The sequence below is a fragment of the Streptomyces sp. NBC_01296 genome (genome assembly GCF_035984415.1).
Classification (GTDB): Bacteria; Actinomycetota; Actinomycetes; order Streptomycetales; family Streptomycetaceae; genus Streptomyces.
Genome location: NZ_CP130720.1, coordinates 8285295 through 8304170 on the forward strand (window position 1 = coordinate 8285295; position 18876 = coordinate 8304170).

Annotated in this window: 19 protein-coding genes and 2 pseudogenes; 10 read left to right on the forward strand and 11 right to left on the reverse strand. The window is 68.6% G+C overall.

What is annotated here, in order from left to right; translation table 11 throughout:
- Positions 1 to 303: 303 nt before the first annotated feature.
- Positions 304 to 837: a hypothetical protein gene (locus OG299_RS37640; RefSeq protein WP_327364037.1), complete on the reverse strand. Its 534-nt coding sequence runs from the start codon at positions 835 to 837 to the stop codon at positions 304 to 306.
- A 68-nt stretch (positions 838 to 905) separates the two neighbouring features.
- Here OG299_RS37640 and OG299_RS37645 point away from each other — a divergent pair, with 68 nt between their 5' ends.
- Together OG299_RS37645 and OG299_RS37650 are read left to right on the forward strand one after the other, a co-directional pair.
- Positions 906 to 2993 carry a bifunctional polysaccharide deacetylase/glycosyltransferase family 2 protein gene (locus OG299_RS37645; RefSeq protein ID WP_442817605.1) on the forward strand — a complete coding sequence of 696 codons (2088 nt, stop codon included), beginning with the start codon at positions 906 to 908 and terminating at the stop codon, positions 2991 to 2993.
- A 2-nt stretch (positions 2994 to 2995) separates the two neighbouring features.
- Positions 2996 to 4267 (forward strand): acyltransferase family protein, encoded by a 1272-nt coding sequence (locus OG299_RS37650; RefSeq protein WP_327364038.1) that lies wholly within the window; start codon positions 2996 to 2998, stop codon positions 4265 to 4267.
- 88 nt (positions 4268 to 4355) lie between these two features.
- Here OG299_RS37650 and OG299_RS37655 read toward each other — a convergent pair whose 3' ends face one another.
- The 3 genes and pseudogenes from OG299_RS37655 to OG299_RS37665 all read right to left on the reverse strand — a co-directional run bounded on the left by OG299_RS37655 (position 4356) and on the right by OG299_RS37665 (position 6353).
- Complete coding sequence (locus tag OG299_RS37655; RefSeq protein ID WP_327364039.1) at positions 4356 to 4784, reverse strand: hypothetical protein; 429 nt, start codon at positions 4782 to 4784, stop codon at positions 4356 to 4358.
- Between the two features lie 177 nt (positions 4785 to 4961).
- Positions 4962 to 5495 (reverse strand): annotated as a pseudogene (locus OG299_RS37660) (capsule biosynthesis protein CapD); the annotation flags it as partial.
- A gap of 141 nt (positions 5496 to 5636) precedes the next feature.
- Positions 5637 to 6353: a hypothetical protein gene (locus OG299_RS37665; protein WP_327364040.1), complete on the reverse strand. Its 717-nt coding sequence runs from the start codon at positions 6351 to 6353 to the stop codon at positions 5637 to 5639.
- A 478-nt stretch (positions 6354 to 6831) separates the two neighbouring features.
- Between OG299_RS37665 and OG299_RS37670 the strand changes: the two genes are divergently transcribed.
- Positions 6832 to 7785 carry a DUF4344 domain-containing metallopeptidase gene (locus tag OG299_RS37670; protein ID WP_327364041.1) on the forward strand — a complete coding sequence of 318 codons (954 nt, stop codon included), beginning with the start codon at positions 6832 to 6834 and terminating at the stop codon, positions 7783 to 7785.
- A 206-nt stretch (positions 7786 to 7991) separates the two neighbouring features.
- Here the strand turns inward: OG299_RS37670 and OG299_RS37675 are convergent, their stop codons facing one another.
- Together OG299_RS37675 and OG299_RS42865 are read right to left on the reverse strand one after the other, a co-directional pair.
- Positions 7992 to 8144: a hypothetical protein gene (locus OG299_RS37675; protein WP_327364042.1), complete on the reverse strand. Its 153-nt coding sequence runs from the start codon at positions 8142 to 8144 to the stop codon at positions 7992 to 7994.
- Between the two features lie 151 nt (positions 8145 to 8295).
- A complete protein-coding gene (locus OG299_RS42865) occupies positions 8296 to 8679 on the reverse strand; it encodes an alpha/beta fold hydrolase (protein WP_442817606.1) in 384 nt (127 codons plus the stop codon).
- A 220-nt stretch (positions 8680 to 8899) separates the two neighbouring features.
- Between OG299_RS42865 and OG299_RS37680 the strand changes: the two genes are divergently transcribed.
- The 4 genes and pseudogenes from OG299_RS37680 (at position 8900) to OG299_RS37695 (ending at position 10496) form a co-directional block, all read left to right on the forward strand.
- Positions 8900 to 9244, forward strand: a complete 345-nt coding sequence (locus OG299_RS37680; protein WP_327364043.1) for a hypothetical protein — start codon at positions 8900 to 8902, stop codon at positions 9242 to 9244.
- A pseudogene (locus OG299_RS37685) lies at positions 9222 to 9429 on the forward strand (NF041680 family putative transposase); the annotation flags it as partial. The gene OG299_RS37680 and the pseudogene OG299_RS37685, both read left to right, overlap by 23 nt.
- 339 nt (positions 9430 to 9768) lie before the next feature.
- Positions 9769 to 10119 carry a VOC family protein gene (locus OG299_RS37690; protein WP_266633129.1) on the forward strand — a complete coding sequence of 117 codons (351 nt, stop codon included), beginning with the start codon at positions 9769 to 9771 and terminating at the stop codon, positions 10117 to 10119.
- A gap of 155 nt (positions 10120 to 10274) precedes the next feature.
- Positions 10275 to 10496 (forward strand): hypothetical protein, encoded by a 222-nt coding sequence (locus tag OG299_RS37695; RefSeq protein ID WP_327364044.1) that lies wholly within the window; start codon positions 10275 to 10277, stop codon positions 10494 to 10496.
- A gap of 115 nt (positions 10497 to 10611) precedes the next feature.
- On the opposite strand, the gene OG299_RS37700 is transcribed toward OG299_RS37695, so the two are convergent.
- Together OG299_RS37700 and OG299_RS37705 are read right to left on the reverse strand one after the other, a co-directional pair.
- Positions 10612 to 11460 carry a glycoside hydrolase domain-containing protein gene (locus OG299_RS37700; RefSeq protein ID WP_327364045.1) on the reverse strand — a complete coding sequence of 283 codons (849 nt, stop codon included), beginning with the start codon at positions 11458 to 11460 and terminating at the stop codon, positions 10612 to 10614.
- 671 nt (positions 11461 to 12131) lie between these two features.
- Positions 12132 to 12971, reverse strand: a complete 840-nt coding sequence (locus OG299_RS37705; RefSeq protein ID WP_266633133.1) for an SDR family oxidoreductase — start codon at positions 12969 to 12971, stop codon at positions 12132 to 12134.
- A 91-nt stretch (positions 12972 to 13062) separates the two neighbouring features.
- Here OG299_RS37705 and OG299_RS37710 point away from each other — a divergent pair, with 91 nt between their 5' ends.
- Together OG299_RS37710 and OG299_RS37715 are read left to right on the forward strand one after the other, a co-directional pair.
- Complete coding sequence (locus OG299_RS37710; protein WP_266633135.1) at positions 13063 to 13434, forward strand: winged helix-turn-helix transcriptional regulator; 372 nt, start codon at positions 13063 to 13065, stop codon at positions 13432 to 13434.
- A 287-nt stretch (positions 13435 to 13721) separates the two neighbouring features.
- Positions 13722 to 14039 (forward strand): hypothetical protein, encoded by a 318-nt coding sequence (locus tag OG299_RS37715; RefSeq protein ID WP_327364046.1) that lies wholly within the window; start codon positions 13722 to 13724, stop codon positions 14037 to 14039.
- Positions 14040 to 14215: 176 nt separating this feature from the next.
- Here OG299_RS37715 and OG299_RS37720 read toward each other — a convergent pair whose 3' ends face one another.
- Positions 14216 to 14764 (reverse strand): YcxB family protein, encoded by a 549-nt coding sequence (locus OG299_RS37720; RefSeq protein WP_327364047.1) that lies wholly within the window; start codon positions 14762 to 14764, stop codon positions 14216 to 14218.
- 183 nt (positions 14765 to 14947) lie between these two features.
- On the opposite strand from OG299_RS37720, the gene OG299_RS37725 reads away from it, so the two are divergent.
- Positions 14948 to 15442, forward strand: a complete 495-nt coding sequence (locus OG299_RS37725; protein ID WP_327364048.1) for a hypothetical protein — start codon at positions 14948 to 14950, stop codon at positions 15440 to 15442.
- Between the two features lie 629 nt (positions 15443 to 16071).
- On the opposite strand, the gene OG299_RS37730 is transcribed toward OG299_RS37725, so the two are convergent.
- Positions 16072 to 17604 carry a serine/threonine-protein kinase gene (locus OG299_RS37730; protein ID WP_405705267.1) on the reverse strand — a complete coding sequence of 511 codons (1533 nt, stop codon included), beginning with the start codon at positions 17602 to 17604 and terminating at the stop codon, positions 16072 to 16074.
- 392 nt (positions 17605 to 17996) lie between these two features.
- Complete coding sequence (gene xdhC / locus OG299_RS37735) at positions 17997 to 18875, reverse strand: xanthine dehydrogenase accessory protein XdhC (protein ID WP_327364050.1); 879 nt, start codon at positions 18873 to 18875, stop codon at positions 17997 to 17999.
- Position 18876: the final 1 nt, after the last annotated feature.

Consider the following 18876-nt stretch of genomic DNA (forward strand, 5'->3'; position numbering starts at 1 on the left):
TTGGGGCGTAGAGGGCGGTATCCGGACACGCCCTTTGCGTGAGGATCAAATGACTGATCACACGAGGGGGGCATCCTAGCGAAACGAATGTGCAGGCCTTGTCACCCCGTGGGTGGTCGGGATCGGGGCCAATTGAACGCGTATCGATCATCACCCGACGACCGTGCGTCTCGTCTACCGGCCGGTACGTCCAATTAGCATTCCAATCCGATTACAACACCTGAGCAGATCGCGCCAAATGTATACATCGAGCCAAATTCGATTCAGGCCGGTGCACTAGCGTTCGCCCTGCTCTCCCGCGGTCTACGTACCCTGCACTGAAAGGCCCCGCAAGGTGCGCCCTGTCATCATTTCCATCGACCGCGGATCGGCGCACCAGGCACAGCCTGACATGTCTGAGTCAAGCTTTGAGGAGCTCGCTCCCGCACCGGTGTTCGTTGACCAGTCGGGTCTGCGCGGCCGCCTCCTGCGGGGCTTCTGCTGGCCGGTCTCCGTGGTCGGCGCGGTCCTGGCGGTCGCCATGGGCAGCAGCCTGATCGGCGTGCAGGCGGACGCCCCGGCGATGGGCATACCGGCGCAGCCCTCGCGGTCGCCCGCCCCGTCGCCCTCACCCGTGCCGTCGCTGGCGCCCACCCCGTCGCGCACCTCGTCCCCGTCGTCATCGCCTCGGACGGCCACGCGGTCTGCGACACCCCAGACGAAGACCTCGGCCGCCGCATCGAAGCGCTCGGCCACCACATCGAAGCCCACGACCACCGCGCCGCACGGGGCGAAGCCTTCGGGCCAACCGGCCAAGCACCCCTGATCGTCCGCACCACCCATCTCCAGGAGCGTCATTGTCCCGGTCTCGCCACCAGCGCCGCCGGCAGTCCCTGCTGAGGCCGCGCCGACTGGCTGCGCCGCCGCTGCGCTTCTTCATGCCGCTGTCCCTGCTGGCCTGCCTGCTTGCGCTCCTCGTCCTGCGCGGCCTCGCCACCAACGAGGCGTTCCACGACTCCCGGATCGCGATCTCGGTCGACAAGACGACCGTGCCGGACAACCTGCTCAAGGGCGGTCCGGTCATCGACGCGCGGGGAACCAAGAACGCGCACCCCGTGAGCTATCACATCCCCGACCGCACCGTGGTCCTGAGCTTCGACGACGGTCCCTCTCCGGAGTGGACCCCGAAGGTTCTGGACGTGCTCGCGGCCCGCAACATCCGCGCCGACTTCTTCGTGACCGGCGCGATGACCACGCGCAACCCGGAGCTGATCCGGCAGATCGTCGCGGGCGGCCATGAACTCGGCGTGCACACCTTCACCCACCCCGATCTGGTGTACCAGTCCCACGCCCGGATCAGCTGGGAGATGGCGCAGACGCAGCTGGCGCTGGCCGGCGTCGCGGGCGTCCACAGCGCGTTGTTCCGCCCGCCGTACTCCTCCGACGCCTCGGCGCTGGACGACTGGAACTACCCGGTGATCAAGTACGTGGGCGCGCGCGGCTACCTCACCGCGTTCATCGACCGCGACACCGACGACTGGAAGCGTCCCGGCGTCGAGGCGATCGTCAAGGCGGCGATGCCGTCCAAGCCGGGTGCGGGCGAGCTGATCCTGCTGCACGACGCGGGTGGCGACCGCACCCAGAGCATCACCGCGCTCGGGCAGATCATCGACAGGCTGCAGGCCCAGGGCTACCGCTTCACCACCATCTCCGAGGCACTCGGCGCCTCCAGCGCCACCGTGCCGGTGCACGGTTTCCAGCTGTGGGCGGGCAAGGGATTCATCTGGGCCACCCGCGTCGCCGTGCTCACCCTGCCGGTGCTGGTCTGGCTGCTGGCCCTCGTCGGCTTCCTCAACTTCGGCCGGTTCGCGCTGATGCTCGTTCTCGCGCCGATCCACGCCCGCCGCTCCAAGCGGCTGGATGCCTGGGGGCCGCCCGTCACCGAGCCGGTCACCGTACTGGTCCCGGCCTACAACGAGCGCGAGTGCATCGCCAACACCCTCAACTCCCTGGCCGCCAGCGACTATCCGATCGAGGTGATCGTCATCGACGACGGCTCCACGGACGGCACCGCGGACATCGTCGAGGAGATGGACCTGCCGTTCGTCCGGCTGATTCGCAAGGTCAACGGCGGCAAGTCCAGCGCCCTCAACAGCGGCATCGCGGCAGCCTCGCACGACATCATCGTGATGATGGACGGAGACACCGTCTTCGAGTCGTCCACGGTGCGCGAGCTGGTCCAGCCCTTCGGCGACCCGGCGATCGGCGCGGTCGCGGGCAACGCCAAGGTCGGCAACCGCGACAGCCTGATCGGCGCCTGGCAGCACATCGAGTACGTCCTCGGCCACAACCTGGACCGCCGGATGTACGACATGCTGGGCGTCATCCCGACCATCCCCGGCGCGGTCGGTGCCTTCCGCAAGGAGGCCCTGCTGCGGGTCGGCGGGATGAGCGACGACACCCTCGCCGAGGACACCGACATCACCATCGCGATGCTCTGCGAGGGCTGGCGGATCGTCTACGCCGAGCGCGCCCGCGCCTGGACCGAGGCTCCCGCCAGCCTCCAGCAGCTCTGGTCCCAGCGGTACCGCTGGAGCTACGGCAGCATGCAGGCGATGTGGAAGCACCGCGGCGCGGTGACCTCCCGCGGCCCGGCGGGGCGCTTCGGCCGGCTCGGGCTGCCGCTCGTCGTGCTGTTCGGCGTGGTCGCCCCGCTGTTGGCTCCGCTGGTCGACATGTTCCTGCTGTACGGCGTGCTGTTCGGGGACGCCCCGATCACCCTCACCAGCTGGGGTGGTTTCATTCTGCTCCAGGCCGCACTGTCCTGGTACGCCTTCCGGCTCGACTCCGAGAAGCCCTGGCATCTGATCAGCCTGCCGATCCAGCAACTGGTCTACCGGCAGCTGATGTACATCGTCCTGTTGCAGTCCGCTATCACGGCGATGACCGGTGGCCGACTGCGCTGGCAGAAGCTCCGGCGCACCGGCGAGGTCGCTGTACCCGTGGAGGCCTGACCGTGACTGCATCCATCGAGCGCGGGCGCACCCAGGACACCCTCCAGTTGATCATCCCCGCCGTCCTGCGAACGGAGCCGGAGCGGGGGCGGGAGCTGGAGCCGGAGCCGGAGGCACCATCCGGGCGCAAGGGCGGCCGAGACCGCTATCTCGACCTGCTGCGCGCGCTGGCGCTGGTTCGCGTGGTGCTCTACCACAACTTCGGCTGGTTCTGGCTGCCCCTCGTCTTCCCGTCGATGGGCGTGATGTTCGCGCTGGCCGGCTCGCTGATGACCCGCTCGCTCAGCCGTCCCGCCCTCGGCGTGATCCGTGGCCGACTGCGCCGGCTGCTGCCGCCGATGTGGCTGTTCGGCGCCATCATGATCGCCCTCCAGATCCTCGACACCTGGGGTCCCTACTCCGAAGGCCACCCCACCTGGTGGTGGGCCAAGCTGGCGTTCTGGATCCTGCCGCTGAGCACTCCGCCGTACGCGGAGGACCTGCCCGGGTTCCACCACCACGTGGAACACAGCTGGGCCGTGCAGATCATCGTCCCGCTCTGGTACCTCCGGGCCTACCTGTGGTATGTCCTGCTCTCACCGCTGATGCTCTGGGCACTGCGACGATTTCCGGTGGTGACGCTGTTCGCTCCCCTCGCGCTGTCGATCGTCATGAACACGTTCTTCGCCGACCAGGAGTTCATCTACAGCCGGGTCTGGGAGACCGCCAACGACTTCACCATGTTCGGCTCCTGTTGGATCCTGGGCATGGCCCACCAGGAGGGGCTGCTCAAGAAGATCCCGCAGTACGTACTGCCGTCCATCGCACCGCTGATCATGGTGGCCGGCCTCTGGTACCTGCAGACCCGGCCGGTCGACCCGACCGAACCGACCGACATCGAGTCCTGGCCGATCGCCCAGGCCCTGTGGTCCCTCGGCTTCGTCGCCATCCTGCTCCACGTCAGCCCGTCCTGGGAGCAGTGGCCCCGGCCGCTGGCACGCTGGAACGGCCTCGTCAGCCTGCTCAACGCACGCGCTGTCAGCGTCTACCTCTGGCACGAGGCCGCGCTGGTGGTCGCCGTCCCGCTGATCGACCCCCTCTGGTCCATCCACTTCTTCTACAAGAACATGCAGTGGCTGCTGACCAGCTCATGGTTCACGCTGCTGGTGGGGATCGTGCTGCTCGGCCTGCTGGTGCTGATCTTCGGCTGGGTCGAGGACGTGGCCGCCAAGCGCTCGCCGCGGCTCTTCCCGTACCCGCGCCGCCGACGGGGCAGACGCCGGGCCGCCGTCTGAGGGGTGCTGCGCGTAGATCACGAAATCTGCAGTGCGGGCGGTTGAGCGCGAGGCGAGATTCCTGGCCGGGGCCTTGACGGCGCTCAGGTCATGGCTGATCGAGCTCAGGAAGGGAGAGGCAACCTGTGATGGCCTGCACGATCCGTTCCTCGAAGTCCTCTGCGCCGTGTTGTGCGAGCGGGCCGACCAGGTAGGCAGCCTCGAGGGCGGGCAACAGCAGGTCGGGTTCCTCGCCCACCCCGGAGTCCAGCGTCTCGAAGCTGAAGCCGGTGTGCAGGCGTCCGGCACGGTAGTACTGGAACCAGGGGCGGTGGGCCTTCGCGCTGCACGGTTCGGTGATGAACACGGCGAGTTCGCCGCCGGGTGGGCACACCCTGCCGTAGTCGGTGTCGCCGTAGTCGCCGTGATCCCAGCTGAGCATGTCGTGCATCATCAGGCCCCAGTCGGCGCCCTTGCCGTAGGCGAGCGGCCGACGGTGCAGGCCGAGGAGTCCCCGTGTGAGTGTGTCCAGAGACATCCCCCGAAAGAAGACGACATTGGTCTCCTCGTCGTGCGGGAGTCGACCGTGTATCCAGGCGAGCGGACCGTGAATCCAGTGGTTCATACCGGGCACCGTAGAGGACCACACTGACACTGCTTCAGGTGCGGTCGCCTACCCCCGGAACTGCGCCGATCACCTTCGGGACCGCGTGCGTCACCCTGCAGGAGTCCTCAGGTGGACGCATGCCACGCGCCACCGCTCCGGGCGGGCCGGCGTTCCGGTGACTTCTGAAACCGTGTCGCGCACCATCAGCAGCTCGTCGTTCACATCTCCGCCCGTGACGTCGAGCCCCGCGTCCGCGGCAACGGCCCCGAAGCCCGCGGCCATCAGTGCGTGGGCCGGCCGACGGCTGATTTCGGCGAAGGACACCTACCGGCCGGCCCAGTGCTGCCGCGATGGCCTCGACCTGTTGCCGGGCGGTGGCCGGCTCTGGACCGGCCAAGGCGTATGTACGTCGGTGATGGCCGGGCTCGGTCAGCGCCACCCGTGCCACTGACGCGAACGGCGCGCGGACGGTCTCGTGACCACGGATGGTGGCCACATCAACGCGTCCGAGGCGAACTGCGTCGGCCGCAGGATCGTCCAGGCCATGCCGCTTGCCTTGAGCAGTTGCTCCTCCGCCCGGTTCTCGCCGGCGGGGCCGAAGTGTGGATGGGTGTGAACCGTGATGGGGGACACCAGGATGACGGGCTGGCCCAAGGGCCCAGGCTCGATCTGCGCGAGCGGGTGCGGTGCCTGGCCGAATGAATCCAACGGCCGGACGCAACATCCCCTTTCAGGGGCCGTAGCCGACAGTTGGGAGCGGAGCTGGAGCGCCTCGTCCTTCTGTCATGAGTTATCGCACTGGGGTGAATCTTCGGGACGCACGTTCCATTCTTCGACGCTCACGACGTTCGGCCTTCCTGACGGTTTCCAGCTCTCCGTCTTGGCCGGCCCTCCGCCACTGATGAGCCCCCACGCGTTGTGGTTCGGATCCATGAACTCCAGCCGAAGTTGCGCCAGATCGTCCTCCGTGAGCTTCACGGACGGCTCTTTGGCGGCCATGGACTCCAGTAGCGACCCGTTCGGGATCAGGATCGCCTTGCAGGGCTTCACGAGATCCAAATCCCAATGCACCTTGCTCTCCCGAAGTGTGAGCCGCATGGCTATCGCCCGGGAGTTACCGTTCACGACGTGCACCACCGAGCCCTCCCGGTAGAAGTCCACGAGATTGGCGTAGACCTTCTCTCTTGTGTCCTTGGCGAGCCCCTCCGCCTTTTCGGCGCGCTGCTCCTCTCTGCCGGCATGCAGTTCGGCGCGAATGCCGAGGACCAGTCCGACCAGGGCTGCGACAACGGTGATGGCTGAGACCGCGAATCGTCCGACATCCACCATCGTGACGCGGTGCTGACCGGCGTCTGGTGCGGTGCTGCCTTCGGATATGGTCGCCTCCTCCTGTGCTCCCTCCTCTGCGGGGCCACTCACTTCTCCGGAGGCGCCGTCCTGGGCCTCTGGGACTCCGCCAGCGGTGACGGGCGGGCGTTGTTCACCTTCGCGTTCGGTCATGGCTCCATAGATGTCCAGCCGGCAGAGGTGTTATCCCGTGCGGTGGGCTTGGGTGGCCAACGCAACTGCACGGGGTGCAACGGCACCGGTTGCCAGGCCGTCCAGCGGGCCGACACGCACGCGGACTCCTACGCCCACCTCACTGCCGGTCGCCGGGGCACCGAATGATGCGGGATGGACTCGCAGCTCGGCTGGCGCGGCCACGCGCATCGACACGTCACTTCCGGCAGCCCCCTCGGGCGCGGCCACCCCGCTCTCCGGTAGGCCTCCGATCTTGGCCAGGCCGGCTACCAGGCCATCGACGGCGCGGCAATCTCGGGTGAAATATCCACTAAAGCGGTCATTGCGTACGTATGACCTTTCGGTCATAATCCGCGTGTCAGCGTCGAGTGCTGCCTCCGCCATCGGGCCGTGACACCGGAGCCCACGCGCGAACCGATCAATCGAACACATCGACTGGGGAAGGGAGCCGGCCAGGGTGCCGATCAGCGGTAGGCAAGTGGCCGCGGGGCGCACCGCTGCAGTGGCGGCGCTCGTGGTCGCCGCGTTCGCCCTCGCTGCCTGTGGCGACGAGGGCAAGGACGATGCGGGAGGCAAGGCCACGGTCGTCTACGAAGACGAGGCGATCAAGCCGGAGAACCGGAAGGCCGTGGAGGTGGTTCGGAAGTCCCGAGTGCTCGAGCAGGCCGCCGACTGGGTCAACACATCGGTAGCCCTCCCGCACGACCTGGTCGTGAAGGTCACCGACAAGGTTCCCCCGGGGGTCACCGACGCGGTCACCCAGCCCGACGGCAGGACGATCTTCGTGCCCCCGGCGTTCTTGGCCCAGGTCGAAGGGTTCGTCGGCGATGTCGTCAAGACCGTGAAGCGCCCCGCCCTGTTCCCCGAGGACAAGTTCAACGAGGCCGACCTGACCGCGCTGACGACCCAGTTCATCTTCGGCCACGAGATGGGGCACGCGCTGCAGCGCCAGCTTGCCCTGCCGAACCTCGGCCTCGAAGAGGACGCCGCCGACGGGTTCGCGTCGTTTAACACCGTCAACGAGATCGGACCGGATCCGTCCCTGGCGGCCGCGATGGTCTTCGACGAGGTCGCCCGCAAGGAGGGCAAGCTGACCTTGGAGGGGTTTGCCAGCGACCACCCCGTCACTCAGCAGCGCGTCTTCAACTTCCTCTGCAACCTGGACGGCAGCGACCCGAAGAAGTTCGACGGGCCCCTGGTCGGTGCGGGCTACCTTCCGCGAACCCGCGCCCCGCTGTGCCCGCAGTCCTGGGCGGCGCTGGACTACGGCTGGTGGACCCAACTCAAGCCGCACTTCAGCCAGAAGTTCAAGGGCCAGGGCGACAAGAGCCAGGAAGCCGCGCGCGCCCGCCTGATCGCCGAGACGAAGGCCTTCGCGGAGAAGCTCGACGAAATCCGCAGCGGACAGTGAACCCAGGGTCCTCTGCGGCCGGCAGACCACCCGCTCGCTCAAGTGAGTCGCCAGGATGACGATCCGAGTCCCTTGCTCGGGCACCTACCTCGGCACCGTGGCCGCTCGAGCCCTGGTTGTCTGGCTCCGGTCATGACAGGCGTGATTCGGCGGGACGCCGCGGTTCGCCGCCGTAGACGACTTCGTGCTCTCACGGATGCGGTCGCTCACCCGGCAATACGCAGGTGCAGGTCGACGATCGCGTCCGTGAGTGCTTCAGGGGCTTCGCGCGAGGTGTCGTGCCTTGCGGAGACGAGCTGGTGGCCGAGGAGTCGGGTGAAGGATGCCCTGTGTTCTTCTCTGCTGCGCGCCTCGGTCATGGGATCTTCGGTTGCCAGCAAAGAGCGCCTCGGCTTCGCAGAAGCGGGGGCGCCCTGCGCGAGTCCGAAGCGATGACGGTACGAGTGGATGACGAAGTCGACGAAGTCGGGGTGGTCGAAGCCTGCGGCCGTGCGTTCGAACTCGTGTGGTTCAACGGCCCGTCCAGGTTCCCATTCCTCCTACAGCTGCCCGGTGAGTTCCCGGCGATACCTGGTCAGACCGGCGCGCCCGCGTTCGCCCGTGGAAGTAGTACTGATACCAGCTGCGGCTTTCGGTGCGCGGGTCTGCCGGCTCGGCGAAGCCTGTGATGTTCTGGATCTCGTTGCCTCCGATCGCGACCAGTCCGCCGACGCGTTCCGGCCAGAGCGCGGCGGCAATACAGGCTGCGTGTCCGCCCCAGTCGAAGCCGACGAGGATCGGGTCGCTCGGCTCCAGCTTCTGAATACGTTCGGCGATGTCGGGAAGCCGTGGATGAGGACCATAGGCCAGCCGGACTGGGGACTGCTGATTTGCGCTCCCATCATGAGCTCGGATGTTTCGATGAAGGTTGCTTCAGGAGTCATCTCTGAACGTTAGCAACGGGCACTGATACCGTCCGTGTTACAGCGCCTTCGGCCTGCAACTGACGTGCACGACTCAGCTTGTCCTTCAACCAGCCGTCTCTGCTGCGCCCTTCAGACGGAGCATGGTGTACTGGTTGGCCGTCTGACTTGGTTCTTACAGGCGGCGTGCGACAGAGCGCTAGGGAGCGAGCATGTGGGACGGCCCCTTTTACCGAGTCAAGCGTGACGGATACGAGATCTGCTTCGTGCCCGGTGCGGGGGAGGACCTCGACGAGGTCTGCAATGTGGATATGTGGGTCATCCGCGATGACGGCGATCGCTGGTCCGGAACCGTGTTCACTCTCGATGAGGTGCACCGAATCATGGACCGCCAGCGGCAGGCAGGCGACCCAGAAGGCGACTACTGGTGGTGCTGGGACGGCCTCATCGTCCGCGACGCGGGTGTGCCGGCGATGGTCAAGGTCATCGACGGGCTCGTCGCCGCGGGCGAGCACGAGACAGTTCTTCGCCACGTTGGACCCGAAGAGGACGTTTGATCTCGTCTTCTTCGAGAGCCTGCCCGTGCGCGGGGACGCGCTGCTCGAGCTGACCGACGCGTTGCTCTGCGCGGAAGGGCCGGTGACCACGTCAGCGGACCTCACGCTGACCCGAGCATCGGCGCGGGCACGGCGCGATGTACGCGGCGCAGAACAGCGGGGGAGTCGACGTGCCGCAGCCGCGAAGTACCACACCCCAGGTATTCGGTCGGGCACGGGGCAGGGGCCCCGCCGGGCCGACCACTCCGGATTCGATCACATCACACGGGGGAGGCTCGTGGTCGCCGGGATGACGCGCCGCCGAGTCACCCGAGTGCCGCACTGCCTGTTGCCGGTCTTCGCTGGGAATCACTCAACCTTCCCTGGGACGCGTACCAGTCGCCGTCCGGACCCGCCGCGCTGAGTGCCCGTTGTCATGCAACTCGGCCGTCGTGTCATCGAACGCAGTCGAAGACCTTCCTGGACCTCGCGTGCCAGGATGCCGGGTACACGACCGCCAGCACGTCGACGGGCAGGAGCCAGCCATGATCCGCGGTGCACATGTCATCCTCTACAGTCAGGACGCCGAGGCGGACCGTGCCTTCATCCGTGACGTCCTCGACTTTCCTGGTGTCGACGCAGGTGGCGGCTGGCTGATCTTCAAGCTGCCCCCGGCCGAGCTGGCCGTGCACCCGGCCGACGGCCCACCCCAGCACGAGCTGTTCCTGATGTGCGACGACCTTGATTCGCAGCTCGGCGAGTTCCGCGCGCGGGGCGTCGAGATCACCCGCCCGGTCAGCGAACAACGCTGGGGCAAACTGACTGCGATCCGGCTCCCCAGCGGCGCCGAACTCCCGCTGTACGAACCGCTGCACCCCACCGCCCTCAGCCTGTGACTCCACAGCACTCGGTTCCGCCACGATCCCAGGGTGGCCACGGAGCGTCGCCGGCACCGCCACAACAGACTCTCCGCGCTGGACCGTGGAGGACACCGCCACCGGATCGCTCACCCGCACCATCCGCGGCATCGACGGCAACCTCGCCGCCAACGATGAAGAACCCACTTGGAGACAACGGAATCCTCACGCGGGCGATCCCCTGGATATCGCTCATCCTGGTGACAGCTCTTACTGCAAGTGCGATCACAAGTGACCTGTCGGTGGTCGTCAAGACGCTGGCCGCGCTTGCGGCGCTTGCCGTGACCGCCCGCTCGCTCCGACAGATCGTGAAGCTAGCCAAGCAGTCGCCCGAGGGCAACCAGTCGGGACAGTGACGCAGGGGTGCGGCGCATTGCGCGCCGCACCCCTGCGTACGTTCCCGGCCCCGATCACGCGCCGTCTACCCTCACGGGGCCGGCATGGGGTCAGAAGCAGGAGCTGAGCTGACCGCTATTTGGCGATGATCGCGACTGGGGCGTCCCAGGCGTTGCGGTCGACGGTGAGGGTGACCCCGCCCCGGGTCTCGGTGCTGTTGGCCGCGTATTGGTGGGCACGGCGGTGGCCGGTGTACAGGGTGGGGCTCCAGCGCCAGTCGTCGGTGGTGGTCTCGTTCTTGTCCCACAACGCGTACCAGAGGATGGCGGGGAGGTCTCGACGGTCTTGGGCGTTCGCCACTGCAGTGGCGCTGCTGCTGGTGAATCCGTACATGCCCGGCCAGTAGCGCTGTGCGCGGACGGCTCTGTCCCAGGCGCGGACATAGGTGAGTACGGCGTCGAGGCAGGCGGCGTCGGACAGGTCGAAGGGTTCCATGTCCAGGTAGAGGGCGCTGCCCGGCCTCATCCCCAGTGCCGAGGCCTTGGCCACGGCATCGCTGCCGTTGGCGGTGCCGACGGCAGCGGCATCGGCGCCGGTGAACCGTTCCGGATTGCGGCCGGTCTGGCATGGCGGCTGGGCGCCCACATAGAGCGGCACGAGCTTCCAGCCGGCCGCGTCCACCGACTTCACCCAAGAGGCCGTCAGTTGCGGCTGAGCACAGCCGCGGTTCTGCCCCCCGATGTAGACGGCCGCACCACCGTAGAACTGATCGGAACGCCACGCCTTCATCGCAGTGAGGGAGGGCGCGGTGCAGGTGTCGAAGACACGCCCCGCGTAGAGGGAAGGCGCCAGCAGGCCACGCCCCGCCACCGCGCCACTGAAGGTCACGGCGTTGGCGCTGACCGCTGCCGTCGCGGCGAGCGTCACACCTGCGGCTATCCAGGTCAGGACGCGGGCGCGCCGTGATCGGCGGTGCTCGGACATGGATGCCCCCAGGTGCTTCGGATCGTCTGTGCCACAGGCCGTGTCGTGACGGGTCCACGCCTACTTGAGCAAGCAGGTGGGGTGCCCTGCGGCCGGGCGATCGTAGCGCCACAGGAAGCGGACATCGACGCCGGGTGAGTGTACGAGCTTGCCGCTCGATCCTCGCACCACCGCGTGCCGGTCTCGGCGGCGCCCAGCTGCCGGACTGCGTCGCGAACTGCTTGGGGTAGCGGTCCTCCGAGATCTCTCGTACGCATTCGACCCGGAGGATCGACGACGTCTGCACGGCGGTGTTCCGCACCCAGGGCGCGACCGTTCGCACCGTTGCCGGTTACGTGTCCGCCAGGGCCGAAGAGGCGGGTGTGTTTGTGCTGGTCACCGGGATGGTGTCGGTCGGTCTCTCTCAGCCCGCGCGGAGAGGCTGGACGCAGAGCCGCCGCCGCTTCCAATGGAAACGGCGGCTTTGCGCGTCAGGAGGCTCACTCAAACGCTATGACTGCAGTCTGGGGAGTCGAGACGGACCAGGGAGGTTGCCTGCTTGCGGAGCCAGTCCGGTGTGGGGTGTGTGGGTTTCGGCGAGGGCGGCTGGCCCGGCGGGGGCCACGTAAGCGTCACCTTCGGATCAGGTTCGGCGACTGTCAGCGGTGGATCGCCGGGCGTGCAGAGCGGTTTCAGCGGAACGCGGCGACGTTGCGGGACGCCCAGTCGGCGAAGGGGCGCGGGGCGCGACCGAGGACCCGTTGCGTGTCCGGGCTGACGCGCAGCTCCGCTGGGCTCGGGGAGCCGAGGATGTCCAGGGTGTCGTCGGCGAGTTCCACGGGCATGCTGTGGGCCATTGCGGCTCTGGCCTCGTCGCGGGTGAGGTGGTCAAACCGCACGGGCGAGCCCAGCGCGGTGGCGATGGCCTCCGCCTGCTGGCGCGGCGTGATCACCTCCGGGCCGGTCAGTTCGTACACGCCGCCGGCGTGCCGGTCATCCAGAAGGCAGGCCGCCGCGACGTCGGCGATGTCCGCCGGGTCGATGATCGGCACCCCGACATCGCCGAAGGGCGCGGCGACGACCCGCCGGGTGCGGACGGAGTCGGCCCACCACAGGGCGTTGGAGGCGAAGCCGCCCGGCCGCAGGATGGCCCAGTCCAGGCCGGATTCCCGCAGTGCGTCCTCCACTTCTCGTACCACTATCCGTGTCGTGCCGAAGGGCCTGGTCGCCACGCCCTGCGAGGAGAGCAGGACGACTCGGCGGACCCCGCCGGCCACGGCTTGGCCGATGATGTCGGCCGGGTGGGCTCCGACGGCGTGCATGTCGCCGGACAGCAGCAGAAACAGCGCTTTCGCCCCGGCCAGTGCAGGCTCGAGGCCGTTCGGCTCGGCAAGATCGGCCACCATGTGGCGGACACCGTCCGGCGCCGCCGCCGCGTGCCGCGACACCGCCGTCACCTGCTCGCCCGCCTCGGCCAGTGCCCGCGTCAACGGCCGGCCCACGTTCCCGGTAGCCCCGGTCACCACGATCATGATCAGCTCCTTGTTCGATGTCCGCTGTGGTATTCACGCTAGGAGGCGGGCTAACTTTTGGTAAGGACATACATGGGGGTAAGCTCCTCACATGATGGAAGGCGCGCAGCTCATCGAGGCCGAGACGGGGCAACGGTATGAGGTGTTTCACACCGACTGCCCCGCGCGTGATGTGGTCGACCATGTGACCAGCAGGTGGGGTATCTGGGTGTTGATCTCCTTGCGGAGCAACGACCTCCGGTTCTACGAGCTGCGCGATGGCATCCGGGGCATCAGCGAGAAGATGCTCGCCCAGACCCTGCGCGCGCTGGTCCAGGACGGCCTGGTCTGGCGGAAGGTCGAGCCGACGACGCCGCCTCAGGTCACCTACGGGCTGACCGAGTTCGGCCGGGACATCGGCGAGCCGCTGACGGAACTGTTCGACCGGATCACACGGCGGCTGTCGGCACACAGTCCGAGCTAGCATGGTGCTGGCCGGCCATGCAGCGCATCCAGCATGACCGAGCACCCGAGGGCGTCGAAGATCTCGACAGTCGCGCGGCCGTCACGACATTGGACCCTCCAGGCGACCGGGTGCAACAACGACAACAGGGCCTCTCCGTACTCGTGACGGATCGCACCCCCGAGCTGCCGGAGCACTGCCGCAGGCGTAACTGCCGAACTGGCAGCAGGTGCTGTCGCCCGCACGGGACCACCCCATGCAGAACTGGGGCGGCGGCGGAGAGCGACCGAGAAAGAGAGAGCCACACGATGATGGAGATCGCCCCCGGCGATCCGGGAAGCACAGGGCCCTGGCGCAACCTGCTGCCCGTGGTCGAGCTGCTGCTCGCCCACGGCAACCGGTACGTGCCGGGCCGCGAGGGCTTCATCGTGGACCCTCGCGGCGGTGCGGCCTGCGAGCTGGAACTGCCGCTGGACTTCGACCTGCTGGCATCCGAGGTGACCTTCCCCGAAACGGTGGACGCCGGCCCCGAGAGGGACGGAATCCTGGACCGCGGGACGTGGTGCTTGATCTCGGGCCCGGGAGAGCGGGCGAGCCGGATCGTGATGCCCGAGCGGCTGGACTGACCGTCAGCGCGGCCCGGCGGGTTTGGATCCGCCGCGCCGCGGGCGGTCCTGCCCCGCCGGCGAAGCCCTCGACCATGACCTGCTGCCGCAGAACATCGAGGGCACCCGCGGCCCCGACCCCGGATCGTGTGCCAGGGGTGGGGGAAAGCGGAGCTCATCCGGCCCTTCGCCGCCGGTCAGATGCGTCGCAGACGCTGGGTGAACAGAGCGCGCGTCTGGTCGAGGTCCTCAGGGCAGGCCGCGCCGCGCTTGGGCAGTACGAAGAAGAACTCCATGCTGCCGGTGAGGACGAACAGGTCGGGCGTCTCGAACCACCAGGGGTAGGAGCTCCAGTCGGCGGTGACGGTCTGTCCGGATGCGCCGGTGGTGGTCAGCCCGTCCTCGCTGAGCGTGGTGAGACAGGCGCCGTGCCCCGCGTGGGTGGCGTACTGATCCCGCGTCCGGTGCCTGCGGAACCACTGCCGTACGACGAGCACCGCGATCGCGCAGATCGTGCCCGTGACTATGATCTCCGTCTGGTCGAAGTGCCACTTCCACACCCGGATGGCGAACGCGGCGGCCGCGGCCGCGTAGAGCGGCAGCAGGTACCTGGTGCGCCCGGGCCAGGAGTGGAAGGTGTAGCGCCACAGAGCCTTGTCGTAGTCCGCGGCGGCGGGGGTGTAGTCGAATCGCGCAACGCGGACCGGGGCAGAGGTTTCGGCCTGTCTGGCGTGTTCCATATCCATGACAGCGGAGAGTACGACACCCTCTCCGCAAGCCGACAACTACGTACGAGGGGCCAACTCCGGGGTTCTGCCGGTTGCCACTTGGCTCGCGGGTACGACGTCACCCACCTCATCCCGCTGCTGGACCCTTTCTGTCAGAAGGCGAAGCGGGGTGTGGTCTCCTCCTCTGTTTACTCTCGAGACATGAACGTGTTTGACGGCGGTGACGGCAAGTACCTGGAGATGACCAACGGCGGCACGGCGGTGTTCTTGGACGTGCTGATGCTCGCCGTGTCCGCGCTGGCCCACGAGACGTGGGACTTCCGCTTCGCCGCACTGCTGACGCTCCAGGACCAGAACGTGATGGGGCGTGGGGTGGTCGGCTTCGGCCTGGCGGAGCTCGACTGGGGGGACACTCCGCAGGAGGCGGCCGCGGCCAAGGATTTCCTGCTGCGCGTCCTCGATCTGGCGCTGACCCGCCACCGTTGGGAGGAACTGACGTACGAGCCGCCCCGGGTCGAGGGGTACCTGCGCACGTACCGGTCGATGGTGGAGGAGTTCGACCCTGCGACCGCGAGGGCCGGCTCATGCGTCCTGCCCGGGCCGCAGGAGGCCGCGATGGCCTCGTGCGTGCGTCACCGGGTGCTGGACGCGCTGCCGTTCTGGGAGGCGTGCGTGTTCTGCACGGCCGGGGTCTGAGGGTCCATGTCCCGCGGTCTGCCGTCAAAGTGATCTTGGATTGCGCGGATCACGGCGTGGTGATCCGCCGCCATGAAATGGTCCGATGCCGAGTGGGAACTCATCCAGCGCCGCTGCTGCCCAGGCCCGCGCAGGGGTCGCCTGGCGGGACGTGCTCGAGCGGTACGGCTCCTGGGCCGGCCTCCACACCCGCTCCTGACGCTGGGCAGCGGACGGCACGTCGAACGGATGCTCCAACCCAGCTTGGGCGCGCCGGCGGCAACCGATGAAGAGGTCATTTGAACTGCTGGTGGAGGCCCCCGCCCACCGGCGTGCTGCCGGAGGTCTTGGCCTTGCCGTCATCGGCCTTCGGCGGACGGGGCCCGGCCGGCGTCTCGTGTCGTACCCGTGGCAGCGAAGGGGCCGGACGGGATGCAGGGCGTAGGGCCCGTTTGGGTCGGCGGTACGCGAACGACGCGACCCTTCCTGCCACCGCACTTACGTCGCGACCTGGGTCTGCACCAAGCCGCGCCGGCACTTGGCCGCCGACGAGGCGGAGCGGCAGGCCGTGCTCGGGGTCGCGGAAGACGGCCCGAACACCATCACCGTCCACTGGCTGATCGCGCTGAAGAGGGGGCTGACGCGGCAGGCTAGCACGCGGGGGACGAGCCCTTCTGGCCGGTGAGGTCGCGGTTGTACAGCCAGCCGGTGGTGTTCGTGCCGTCCACGCGTACGTACGTCCATTGGTTCCCGTGCGAGTTGACGATGTAGCACTGGTACCAGAGCTTCGTGCCGTCCTTGACGAGGGCACCGGCGGGGCAGTTTTGGTACGGCGCGGCCAGCAGGTGATGATCGCCGGAAATGTAGCCGTAGGTGCCCGGCTTGGAGTCCTTGTGGGTCCAGCCGGCACAGCCCGTCGGTACGGGGCTCGGCTGGGCCGGGGAGTCGCTACCGGACACGGGCGTCGGCGCCACCGCCCGCACCGGGTCGCCGCCGCCCCCCGCAGTCACGGCATAGGTGACACCGCCGGCGGCGAGTACTGCGACGGCCGCCGCGGCTATCGTGATACGGCTGCGGCGGCGCGCCCGGTCCGCGACCTCGGAGCCTTGCGCGGCGGTCGGCGGATGGCCCGGCGGGGGGAATCCGCTGTGGGGAGCCGGGACATGGGGCTGCACAGACGATACGGCGCCACCGCCATCGCCCCCATCACCGAAGACCGGCGGCGGCCCGAAGCCGAGAGGCGGCGCCACGACGGACGGCGCCGTCGGGGCCGGTATCCCGGATGCGGGAACCGGCTGCGCGGGGTGCGCTCCGGCCCCGCCCGCCGCCACCCGCTCCAGCATCGCGCGGGCCTGGTCGGCGGTGGGCCGGCTCGCCGGCTCCTTCGCCATCAGCGCCAGCAGCACCGGGGCGAGCGGCCCTGCCCGCCGGGGCTCGGGCAGCGGTTCGGCGACGATCGCGGCCAGCGTGGACCACACCGAGGTGCGGCGGAACGGCGAGACGCCCTCCACCGCCGCGTACAGGGTCATCCCGAGGGACCAGATGTCCGAGGCCGGGCCGGGCTCCCTGCCCTGCGCGCGCTCCGGCGGCAAGTAGTCGAGCGAGCCGACCAGCTGACCGCTGCGGGTCAGTTTCGCCATGGCCGCGTCGTCGGAGGCTTCCATGGTGGCGATGCCGAAGTCGGTGAGTACGACCCGGCCACCCCGCTCGAGCAGCACGTTGCCCGGCTTCACGTCCCGGTGCAGGACACCTGCTTGGTGCGCGGCGTCGAGCGCGCCCATGAGCTGGGCGCCGATCGCGGCGGCCTCGTACGGGTCGAGCGCGCCGCGCTGCGCCACCACGTCGTCGAGCGAGGGTCCGTCGACGAGTTCCATGACGATGACCGGCAGGCCCTGTTCTTGGGTCACGTCGTGCACGGTGACCACCCCGCTGTGCCGGATGCGGGCGGCTGCCTGCGCCTCGCGCTCCATCCGGGTGCGCAGGTGGGCCAGTTCGGACTCGCTCGCGTCGGTGTAGGCCCGCAGGACCTTGACGGCGACCTCCCGTGCGAGCAGTTCGTCGACGGCCCGCGCGACCACTCCCATGCCGCCGCGGCCGATCACGGAGGACACCCGGTAGCGCCCCCCGAGTACCTTGCCGACCAGGTCTCCGTCGTTCTCTTGCGCCTCTTTGCCCGCTGGCACCACATGCTCCGTTCCACGACCGGTCAGTCGTCTCGATCGACGATCTGACGGGGCACAAGCGTAGATGCATGATCGGCGGGCAGGCTGCGCGGCCGACGCCCGCGCGCGCCCCCGGGCCCCTCCGCATCGCGGCAGATGCGATTTCGCGTCTTCGCAGCCGGCGCTGCCGCGCCGCTCGGCCGGGGCGTAGAACAGAGGTGGCGATGACCCTGCCGGCGCAGCGGTCGGTGACAACCGCCGCACCCACAACGAACGGGGCGGCCGGCGGCGGCAGGGGAGGAACTCCGGGTCCCGACAGAGTCGTTCTCGTACTCCTCGGCGGCTGCCATGGCCCGGGCGTGGAATCCGGTGGTGGCGAGGAGGAGCAGCATCAGCGCGAGGTACTTACCGTCTCACGCGCTTCCGGCGACCGGAGCGTACGGCACCGCCGCGACCGGGTTCGGCACGGCCCGGTGGCGGGCCTGTTCGAAGGACCGGAGTAGGTCTGCCGCGACGCTCACCGCGATCGTGGCGGGTTCCTTGCCGGTGATCTCGGCGATTCCGATCGGGGTCTTGATCCGGTCGATGGTGGCGGCGTCGTGGCCGCCCTCGGTGGCCAGGCGTTGCCGGAACCGCGCCCATTTGGCGGACGAGCCGATCAATCCGATCGAGCCGAGCCCGGCGGTGCGCAGTGCGGCGTCGCACAGTGCGGCGTCCTCGGCGTGATCGTGGGTCATGATCAGGACGTGGGTGCCGGGGGGTAGCTCCGCGAGCACCTCCTCCGGAAGCAGTGGGGTGTGGTGCACGTGGATCTGCGCCACCGCGTCCGCGAGTACGCCGAGTCGTTCGGCGGTGAGCATGTCGGGTCGGGTGTCGATCAGGTGCAGGTCGAGGTGGTGGCGGGCCAGGATGCGGGCCAGTTCCAGTCCCACGTGCCCGACGCCGAAGACCGCCACCGCTTGGACCACCGGCAGCGGTTCGAGCAGTACGGTGACGGCTCCGCCGCAGCACTGCACGCCGTGCCGGCCGGTGACCTTGTCGTTGAGGGCGAATTCCATCAGCTCCGGCTCCGGCTCCGGCTCCGGACCGGCTGTGCCGTACAGCTCGCGCGCCCGATCGATGGCCACGGCCTCGATGTTGCCGCCGCCGATCGACCCCCAGGTCTCGGTCCGTCCGACGACGAGTTTGGCACCGGCCCGGCGGGGTGCGTGGCCGCGCACGGTCGCGACGGTCACGAGCACGCCGGGTTCCCGGCGTGCACGCAACCGCGCGACCGCGGCCACCCAGCTCATG